This is a genomic window from Streptosporangium sp. H16 (assembly GCF_051918855.1).
Taxonomy (GTDB): Bacteria; Actinomycetota; Actinomycetes; order Streptosporangiales; family Streptosporangiaceae; genus Streptosporangium.
Map to the genome: position 1 here is coordinate 1 of NZ_JBPXMD010000075.1, position 9,068 is coordinate 9,068.

Here is a 9,068-nt window from a genome sequence, read left to right on the forward strand (position 1 = left end):
GATCACCGGCCGCCGCCTCACCTCCGGACACGACGAGCAGGAGAGCTGACCGCCCGGGGCTCTCGGCCCCGGAGCCGTCCCGCACGGGCCCTTCCGTCCCGTCGGCCCCGACGCCTGCGGCCGTCACCGGCCCGGCTCGTGATCGGGCGGAATCCCTCGGCCGGCGCCTTCGATGGATGCTCGCCCCCGGACGCCCCGGCCGGATGTCTCTGATCCGGATCGACGAGGCCGACGACCGGGGTGGGACCACCATGATCCACCCCGCCCCGAAGCACCTTGTGCGGCAGTGACCAATGGCGGCCTCGCGGGGACCTCCGGCCCTGCATCCGGCCGTCCGCCAGGCGTGAGATGGAGATGAGAAGCACAAGGAGACCACGGAGGTGGGCAGATGACCACACTCATCCGCAGGGAGCCGAGAGGACTGTTTCCGGAGATCTTCGACTGGCTCGAAGGACCGCTGGCGGGATTCCGCCCGGCGATCGGCCCTTCGATCCGGTTCGAGGACTACGTCAAGGACGGCAGGTACGTCCTGCTGGCCGAACTCCCCGGTATCGACCCTGACAAGGACCTCGAGATCACCCTCACTGACGGCGTCCTGGCCATCCACGCCGAACGGCACCACGAGGAGAAGGACACGCACCGCACCGAGTTCCGGTACGGCGCGCTCACCCGCTCCATCGTCCTGCCCGCGGGCGCGGACCCCAAGGACGTCAAGGCGGTCTACGACAAGGGCCTCCTGGAGATCAGCGTGAAACTCGACGACAGCAAGGTCGCGGGTGTCCGCATCCCCGTCGGCAAGGCGCGCACCACCAAGTAACACATCCGGCGGGCCCGCTCGGGCGAGCGGGCCCGCAACATCACAGGGCCGCATCATCACAGGTGGAGAACATGCCATGCGCACCAAGGTAGAGAACGTCATGACCAGGAACGTGGCGCTGGTCACCGCCGACACACCGTTCAAGGACATCGCCGAGACGCTCATCGCGCACGCGGTGAGCGCGGTCCCCGTCGTGGACGGGGAGGGCCGTGTCACCGGCATCGTCTCCGAGGCGGACCTGCTCGCCAAGGAGGAGTTCCGGGAGCAGTACTACCGTGAGGGCTACCAGCCGCCGCTGCGCGCCCGGCTGCGGCACCGGCTGAACCCGGAAGGCCGCGACCTGAAGGCCAGGGCTCGGGGCGACGTCGCCGCCGAGCTGATGACCTCCCCCGCGATCACCGTCTCCAAGGAGACGTCGACGGTCGGCGCCGCCAGGCTCATGGAGGAACACGGGATCAAGCGGCTCCCGGTCGTCGACCGGGATGGCCGCCTGGTGGGCATCGTCAGCCGCCGCGACCTGATCAGGGTTTTCGTCCGGCCCGACTCCGACATCGCCGACGAGGTTCGCGAGGAGGTCCTCGGCCGCTCCCTGTGGGTGGACACCGCGCAGGTCAGCATCCAGGTCGACCACGGTGTCGTCACCCTGGCCGGCACCATGGAACGTCGCAGCGAAGCCGAGATAGCGGCCCGGATGACCGGTCGCGTCAACGGCGTCGTCGACGTGGTGAGCGAGGTGCGCTGGAAGGAGGATGACAGCACCTGGAACGGAGGTTGAACCGGCCGGATCCCCGCATCCTCACGGCCCCGGCCAGGACCAAGGAGTCCACCCCGCCCGGAAGAAGACGACACGCGCGTGAACGTCAGCGGGGTCGCCGATGTGGTCGGCGGGCCGCCTCGGGGCCGTGAGGACATCCCTGTCTGGAAGGATCGATGAAAATGCTGGCTCGCGATATCATGACCGGCCCGGTCATCACGCTCCTGCCCGACCACTCGGTGCGCTGGGCCATTCGGGTGCTGTTCGCCAACGCCATCACCGCCGCCCCCGTCCTGGACGACGACGGAACGCTCGTGGGGATCGTCAGCGAGATGGACCTGCTGCGAGGTGAGTTCCAGCCCGACCCGCGTGCCGCGTTGCGCCCGATCCTGGGCCACGCCTCTCCCCCGCCGCTGCGGGTGGAGGAGGTGATGACCCGCCAGGTGGTGACCGTCACCCCTACGACCGACGCCGCCCGGCTGGTCGAGCTCCTCGTCTCCAAGCGCGTCAAGAGCCTTCCCGTCCTGCGGGGCGATCAAGTGGTGGGCATGGTCAGCCGGCGTGACCTGATACGCGTGCTGGCCCGTTCCGACGAGGAGCTGCGCGCGGACGTGCTCGCCGCCCTGTCCGAGCAGTATCCCCTCGGGCCGCGCTGGGAGGTCGCCGTCCACGACGGTGTGGCCACGCTGAGCGGGCACGCCGACGGCCACCACGACCGGATCGCCGATCTGCTGGCCAGGACCGTCCCGGGCGTCGTCCGGGTGAGGCACCTCCCGTAACGGGTTGAGTGCCCGGCGTTCCGGCAGGGCTGACGCCGCCGTACGTCACCGCCGGCGAGGTGGCCGGGTCCTTCCCGGCGATCCAGGACGTTGGTCCCGTCCATCGGTGACCTCCGGCCGATGAGACGGGCCGCGCGAATGACGACAGTGGAAACGTGGACGAGAGGCGAGGGAGTTCCCCGATGACGAGCATGACCGGCATGTCGGCCGAGCGACAAGAGGCGACTCCGGCGCCCTGGCGCGGTTTCCGTTTCCACGGATCGCTGTGACGGAGGCCGAGATGAACCCGGCCGCGCGATGCGCGCGGATGGACGGCGACCGCGAAGCCGTGATGCGGCAGGGCGAAGCCGAGCTTCGCCCGCCGCCCGCGACGCCGGGCACCGGCGTCGTCAGTTCCTGGGACCTGTCCATCGGCGTCGACGGACCCGGCACCAGGTTCACGGTGTTCACCGCCGGTTGCCCGCTGCGCTGCCTGTACTGCCAGAACCCCGAGACCTGGCGGATGCGCGACGGCCGCCGCGTCACCGTCGACGAGGTGATGGCCGAGGTGGACAAGTACCGCAGGTTCGTCACCGTGGCCGGCGGCGGGGTGACCGTCAGCGGCGGCGAGCCGCTGCTGCAGCCCGGCTTCACCGCCGAGTTGTTGCGCCGCTGCCACGAGAGCGGCCTGCACACCGCCCTGGACACCTCGGGTTTCCTGGGCGAGCGGGCCACCGACGCGCTGCTCGCCGACACCGACCTGGTACTGCTGGACATCAAGTCCTCCGACCCGGCCGGCTACCGGCGCCTGACCGGCGGTTCGCTGGAGCCGACCCTGCGCTTCGCCCGCCGCCTGGCCGAGCTGGGCCGCCCGGCCTGGATCAGGTTCGTGCTGGTCCCCGGGGTCACCGACGCCCCGGACAACGTCGACGGGGTCGCCCGTTTCGTGGCCGGCCTGGACAACGTCGAGCACGTCGACGTCCTGCCCTACCACCGCATGGCCGCCGAGAAGTACCAGCGCCTCGGCCTGGCCTTTCCCCTGGCGGGCGTGCTTCCCCCCGGCCAGGCGCTGCTGGAGCGGGTCCACGCCCAGTTCCGGGCGTACGGCCTCACCAGCATCTGACCGGCGCGGGACTCCCTGACGGTTCGCCTCAGGGAGTCCCGCGCCCGAGCCGCTCGCCGGCCGGGTGGCGGCGCCGGTCAGGAGGAGCCGGGAGGCTCCGGGGCGGGGGTCACGACCAGGGGGCAGGCGGCGTGGTGCAGCAGCGAATGGCTGACCGACCCCAGCAGCAGCCCGGTCAGGTCACCGCGGCCGCGCGAGCCGACGACCAGCAGGCCGGCGTGGGCCGAGGCCTCGGCCAGGACGTGCGCCGGGTGGCCGTGTTCGAGCTGTTCGGTGACCTTGACGTCGGGGTAGCGCTCGCTCCAACCGGCCAGGGCCTCGGCCAGCAGGCGCCGCTCGACCTCGGCCGTCTCCTCCGCGGCCTGCAGGGCGAAGGGGCCGCCACCGGCGATCGGACGGCTCCAGGCGTGCACCGCCCGCAGGCCGGCACCGCGCAGGGACGCCTCGGCGAAGGCGAATCCCAGGGCGTTCGCGCCCGCCGCCGAGCCGTCGACGCCGACGACCACCTCTTCGGCCGGCTGGGCGGCCGAGTCGCGGACGACGGCCACCGGGCAGGTGGCCCGCCCGGCGACCCCCAGCGCGACCGAACCAAGCAGCATCCCCGCGAAACCACCCAGTCCGTGGTTGCCGACCACCAGTAGTTCCGCGTCCGCGGCGGTCTCGATCAAGATGGCGCGCGGGTCACCGCCCAGCAGCCGCGGCTGCGCCGCGACACGGGGATCTTCCTGGCGGGCGCGCTCCAGCGCCGCGTCCAGCATGGACGTGGCCCCCTCGCGCATCCAGCGGCCCACCTCGGCGTAGCGATCCTCCTCGGAGACTTCCAAGGGCCAGGCGGGCATGGCGTGCACGATGCTCAGCGCACCGCCGCGGGCCGCGGCCTCGCGCGCCGCCCAGCCCACGGCCGCGAGCGCGGCCTGCGAACCGTCGACTCCAACTACGATCATGACATCCTCCTCATGGTGCCCATTGCACCATCACACCGTCGGGCGACCGGAGGGCGACAGCGGTAAAGGTCCTTTGCCCGAGGGACCTCCGTCACCGTGTTCGGGGTCCTGACCCCTCGTGATCGCGGCCGGGACGGGCGCCGGCCCCGCTCGCGACCGCCCACCGGACGAGGTCGCAGAGCAGGGGGGTGAGCACGGCCGTACCCAGGGCCAGCGCCCACCCGGCCGCGGGCAACGGCACCAGGGCCAGCGGGGCGCCGAGGAACGGGACAAGGGTGACGAGCGCCTGGAGCAGCGCGGTGGCGACGACCGCGATCGTGATCGTGCGGCCGTGCCACCATCCCCGTTCGAAGGTCCACCGGCGGGCCCGCACGACATAGGCGAGGGTGAGGCGGGCGAAGACCAGCGCGAGGACCGCCTGGGTGCGCACCTGCTCGTCGCTCCAGCCCATCCGGCGGGCCGCCTCGACCGCGGCGATCACCAGCAGGCCGACGATGAGGGACCGTAGCCCGACCCGCCTCAGTACGGCGCCCGACAGCAGGCCACCCCGCTGTGGCCGCAGCGCCAGAGGATCTCCCGCGGGCCGGTCGACGCCCAGGGCGATGGCCGGAATCCCGTCCAGCGCCAGGTTGATCCAGAGCAGGTGCACGGGAAGCAGCGGGATGATCAGGTCGGGCCACAGGATGAGGCCGACGAGTACCAGGAGGATCTCCGCCAGGTTGCCGGTGAGCAGGTAACCGATCATCGAGGTCACGTTGTGGCGCAGGCGCCGTCCCTCGCGCACTCCGGTGACGATGGTGCCGAGCTCACCGTTGGTGACGACGACGGCGGCCGCCTCCCGCGCCACGTCGGTTCCCTCCTCGCCCGCCATCGCCACGCCCACGTCCGCGTGCCGCAGCGCGGGCGCGTCGTTGACGCCGTCACCGGTCATGGTGACGACCTCTCCGCTCCCGCGCAGCGCGTGGACCAGGTCGAGCTTGGTCGCCGGATCCACCCGGGCCAGTACGCTCGCCCCGCGCAGCCGCCCGACCCTGCCGGCGACGCTCTGTCCTTCGAGGGAGGCGCCGGTGACCACGGCGCCGGACTCGATGCCGACCTCATCGGCCACGGCCCGGGCGGTGTCGCCATGGTCACCGGTGACCATCATGACCCGGATGCCGGCCGCCCGGCAGTCGGCGACCGCCTGCAGGGCCGAGGGCCTGATCTCGTCCCGCAGCCCGAGCAGGCCGAGCGGGCGCAGCCCGTCGGCGTCCAGGTCATCGCTTTCCTTTTCGGCCAGCGCGAGTACCCGCAGGCCCTGGCGGGCGAGATCTGTCACGGCGTTCATCAGACGGCCGGTCTGCTCGCCGGGCACGCAGCGGGCCAGCACCACCTCGGGTGCTCCCTTGACGGTCAGCAGCGGCCCCTCGGTCACCACGGCCATGGAACGGGTCTCGGCGTCGAAGGGCCGGGCCTTCAGGCGTCTCTCGCCCTCCGGCAGCCGAGCCCCGTTGCGCTCGGCGGCCGCGCGCAGCGCCACGTCGACGGCGTCCCCGAGCCCGTCGCGGGCGTCGTTGCAACGCAACGCGGCCCGCCACAGGTCGGCACCGGCGACCGGGACCTGGTCGACGACGGCCAACCGCCCGGTGGTCAGCGTCCCGGTCTTGTCGGAGGCGATGACGGTGGTCGCGCCGAGCGCCTCGATCGCCGAGAGCCGGCGAACGATCACTCCCAGCCTGGCCATCCGCTGGGAGCCCAGGGCCAGCGCGGTGGTGACGGCGGTGGCGAGACTTTCGGGAACGGCGGCGATGGCCAGCGCGACCCCGGCCAGCACGATGTCGAGCAGCGCGGCCTCCCCGCGGCTCACGCGGGTCAGGCCCAGCAGGACCATGACCACTCCCGCCGCCAGCGCGAGCAGTCCGATCCGCCGCGACGCCTGCGCCAGGTCCACCTCCAGCGGACTCTTCGGCTGCCGCCCCCCGAGCGCACCCGCGATGCGTCCCATCTCGGTCGCCGCACCGGTCCGCTCCACCAGGGCCGTCGCCGACCCTCGGACGACCAGGGTGCCGGAGAACAGTTCCCCGTCGCGGTCACCGAGCGGAACACCCGGCCCGCCGGCGCCGCCGACCTGTTTGCCGGCCGACTGCGACTCCCCCGTCAACATGGCCTCGTCGACGCCCAGGGCGCTGACCTCCAGCACCCGCGCGTCGGCGGGAACCCGGTCTCCGGCCGCGACCTCGATCACGTCTCCGGGCACGACCTCGGCGGCCGGAACGCGCCGGGTGACACCGTCCCGTCTGACCTTGGCCATGGGCGCGCTGAGCGTGCCCAGCGCGCGGACGGCCTGGTCTGCCTTGGCCTCCTGCCCGGCGCCGATGGCCACGTTCACCACCAGGATGGTCAGGATCGCGATTCCCTCGGGGATCTCGGCCAGGACGAGGAGCGTCACCAGCCCGGCGATCAGCAGCAGGATCGACAGCGGGTCGGCGAGTTGCCGCGCCACGCGGGCCGGCAGGGTGGGTGGCCGGGAACGCGGAAGTTCGTTGGGGCCGTACTCGTCCAGTAGCCGGGCGGCCTCCGCGTCGCCGAGTCCCGCCGGGGTGTCCGCCTTGATGCTCATGTGCCCAGCAGATCATCACGGGGGTGGCTTGATCCCGGGGCGAAAGCCACCGGAGCGAGGGACCTTCGGCCCCGGTGACAGCCGCCCCGGCACGGGGGGCGCGGGTGGAGCGCTCGCCGGTGCGCGGCTTCCGGCACATCCTGGCGCGGGAACTCTCTCCCGCGGGCGGGAGCCCTCCGGTGCCCGAGCGCGGAAGACGGCGCGGGCGCCGTCTTCCGGTCAGGCGAGTGCCGGATGTGCCGTTCCGGTCGTGGATTCGATCGCGGCACGCGGGGCGGGCATGTCGGCGCACCGTACCCGGTCGACCTGGTCGGGGGTGACGACGACGGTGGGGCAGGCCGCCAGGGCGAGGCAGGCCCGCAAGGTCGCCCCGGGGTATCCGCCGCCCGCCGCCGGCCGGAGCCCTCCCAGGACGAGGAGGTCGGCCGTCTCGGAATGGCGCGGCAGCGCCCGCGCGGCCCTGTCGCGGCAGAGCAGTGAGCGCACGGCGAGTTCCGGATACCCGGCGCGGACGGTCGCGACCGCCTGGCTCACGACGGTTTCAGCGATCGCCTTCCGGTCCGCCTCCTCGGTGGGTGCCCGGCCGGGCCCGTACGGTGCCCGGCACCGCATGAGGTCGCCCCACGCGTGGAGGACCACCAGTTCCGCGCCGCTGCGGCGGGCTTCCTGGGCACCCCAGCTCAGTGCCGCCCGCCCGGCGGCCGAACCGTCGAAGCCGACCAGGATGCGAGAGAACGGCTGTCGACCTGTCATGGGATCCTCCGTGATCCGTCCCGTGGCCCCGGTGGTGGAAGGGGTTCGCCTTCATGCAACCGCGACCGGCCCGACCCCGGCCAGGGTCGCTGGTCCCGGTTCGCCGGGACCAGCGACCCTCCTGTCACCGGCTGGGACCGAGGGGCGCCGAGGCGTACGGGGGTAGCGGCCCGCGGGTTCTCACCGGTGCCGCGCCGCTTGTCAGGTGAGGGGTACGCGCCAGGTCAGCCGGGTCCCGCCCTGCGGGGAGGAGCCGGCCTCGAAGGAGCCGCCGAGCGCGGTGGCGCGTTCTTCCATGTTGCGCAGGCCGCTACGTTTGCCCTCGCCGGGCAGGCCGACGCCGTCGTCGGTGACGGTGAGGGTGAGCCGGTCGTCGGCCGCCTCGGTGAAGACGTCGGCCTTGGAGGCCTTGGCGTGGCGCACGATGTTGGACAGCGCCTCACGCAGGACGGCCAGCAGGTGCTCGGCGACCGGCGCGGGCACCCTGTTGTCGAGCTGCCCCTCCATCCGCAGGCCCGGCATGAAGCCCAGGTGCCCGCGCGCGCCCTCGACCAGCTCCACGATCCGCGCGCGCAGGCTGGGCTCGTCGGCCTGGCGGGGAGTCTGCAAGGCGAAGATCGTCGAACGGATCTGCCGGATGGTCTCGTCCAGCTCGTTGATCCCGTGCTGGAGCCGGCCCGCGGCCTCGGGATGTTCGACGAACCGCACGATGCTCATCAAGGTCATGGCGACGGCGAAGAGCCGCTGGATGACGACGTCGTGCAGGTCCTTGGCGATCCGGTCGCGGTCTTCCAGCAGCCCCAGCCGCTCGGCGTCCTGGCGGGCCTCGGCCAGCTCCAGCGCGACCGCGGCCTGCCCGGCGAAGGAGTGCAGGGTCCGTAGCTCGCCGCCGCTGAACGGCAGGCGGCCTGGTCTCTTGCCCAGCACCAGCACCCCCCGCACCGCCCCGGCGGCGCCCAGCGGCACCGCGGCGGCGGGACCCACCGTCAGGTCCCGGGTGAGGGCGGCGGGCAGGTCCGCCTCGCCGAGATCGTTGACCATGACCGGCTCGCCGCCCAGCAGGGCCCTGCCCGGGAGCGAGCCGGTGACGTCCACCGTGGCCCGGCCGAGCCCGTCGGCACCCGGACCGTCGGCGATCATCACGTGCAGGACCTCGCGGGCCGCGTCGGGAAGCATGATCATCGTGGTGTCGGCGGCGGCCAGGTCCCGGGCCCGGCCCGCCACCAGGGTCAGCACCTGATCCGGTTCGGCGCCCGACAGCAGGCTGGTGGTGACCTCCGCCGAGGCCTGCAGCCACATCTCCCTGCGCCGGCTCTCCTC

Annotated in this window: 8 protein-coding genes; 4 read left to right on the forward strand and 4 right to left on the reverse strand. The window is 72.8% G+C overall.

The features are described from left to right. The first annotated feature begins 388 nt into the window (after positions 1 to 388). From ACTOQ2_RS43310 to pflA, 4 genes are all read left to right on the forward strand, one after another. On the forward strand, positions 389 to 817 hold the full coding sequence (locus ACTOQ2_RS43310; RefSeq protein WP_440073552.1) for an Hsp20/alpha crystallin family protein: 429 nt from the start codon (positions 389 to 391) through the stop codon (positions 815 to 817). A 76-nt stretch (positions 818 to 893) separates the two neighbouring features. Then, a complete protein-coding gene (locus ACTOQ2_RS43315; protein ID WP_440107771.1) occupies positions 894 to 1,592 on the forward strand; it encodes a CBS domain-containing protein in 699 nt (232 codons plus the stop codon). A gap of 161 nt (positions 1,593 to 1,753) precedes the next feature. Continuing rightward, the gene (locus ACTOQ2_RS43320; RefSeq protein WP_440107773.1) at positions 1,754 to 2,350 is read left to right on the forward strand and encodes a CBS domain-containing protein; all 597 of its coding nucleotides are present in this window, start codon (positions 1,754 to 1,756) and stop codon (positions 2,348 to 2,350) included. A gap of 265 nt (positions 2,351 to 2,615) precedes the next feature. Then, positions 2,616 to 3,452, forward strand: a complete 837-nt coding sequence (gene pflA, locus ACTOQ2_RS43325; RefSeq protein WP_440107775.1) for a pyruvate formate-lyase-activating protein — start codon at positions 2,616 to 2,618, stop codon at positions 3,450 to 3,452. Positions 3,453 to 3,529: 77 nt separating this feature from the next. Here pflA and ACTOQ2_RS43330 read toward each other — a convergent pair whose 3' ends face one another. The 4 genes from ACTOQ2_RS43330 to ACTOQ2_RS43345 all read right to left on the reverse strand — a co-directional run. Continuing rightward, positions 3,530 to 4,396, reverse strand: coding sequence for a universal stress protein (locus tag ACTOQ2_RS43330; protein WP_440107777.1), 867 nt, complete (start codon positions 4,394 to 4,396; stop codon positions 3,530 to 3,532). A 91-nt stretch (positions 4,397 to 4,487) separates the two neighbouring features. Continuing rightward, on the reverse strand, positions 4,488 to 6,995 hold the full coding sequence (locus ACTOQ2_RS43335) for a cation-translocating P-type ATPase (RefSeq protein WP_440107779.1): 2,508 nt from the start codon (positions 6,993 to 6,995) through the stop codon (positions 4,488 to 4,490). A 219-nt stretch (positions 6,996 to 7,214) separates the two neighbouring features. After that, positions 7,215 to 7,748: a universal stress protein gene (locus ACTOQ2_RS43340; RefSeq protein ID WP_440107781.1), complete on the reverse strand. Its 534-nt coding sequence runs from the start codon at positions 7,746 to 7,748 to the stop codon at positions 7,215 to 7,217. A gap of 201 nt (positions 7,749 to 7,949) precedes the next feature. Then, on the reverse strand, positions 7,950 to 9,068 hold a 1,119-nt coding region (locus ACTOQ2_RS43345), incomplete at its 5' end, for a GAF domain-containing protein (protein ID WP_440107783.1).

Excerpts from the sequence above, each read along its gene's own strand:
- ACTOQ2_RS43310 (WP_440073552.1), top strand. The coding sequence starts at position 389 with ATGACCACACTCATCCGCAGGGAGCCGAGAGGACTGTTTCCGGAGATC.
- ACTOQ2_RS43315 (WP_440107771.1), top strand. The coding sequence starts at position 894 with ATGCGCACCAAGGTAGAGAACGTCATGACCAGGAACGTGGCGCTGGTC.
- ACTOQ2_RS43320 (WP_440107773.1), top strand. The coding sequence starts at position 1,754 with ATGCTGGCTCGCGATATCATGACCGGCCCGGTCATCACGCTCCTGCCC.
- ACTOQ2_RS43330 (WP_440107777.1), bottom strand. The coding sequence starts at position 4,396 with ATGATCGTAGTTGGAGTCGACGGTTCGCAGGCCGCGCTCGCGGCCGTG.
- ACTOQ2_RS43335 (WP_440107779.1), bottom strand. The coding sequence starts at position 6,995 with ATGAGCATCAAGGCGGACACCCCGGCGGGACTCGGCGACGCGGAGGCC.
- ACTOQ2_RS43340 (WP_440107781.1), bottom strand. The coding sequence starts at position 7,748 with ATGACAGGTCGACAGCCGTTCTCTCGCATCCTGGTCGGCTTCGACGGT.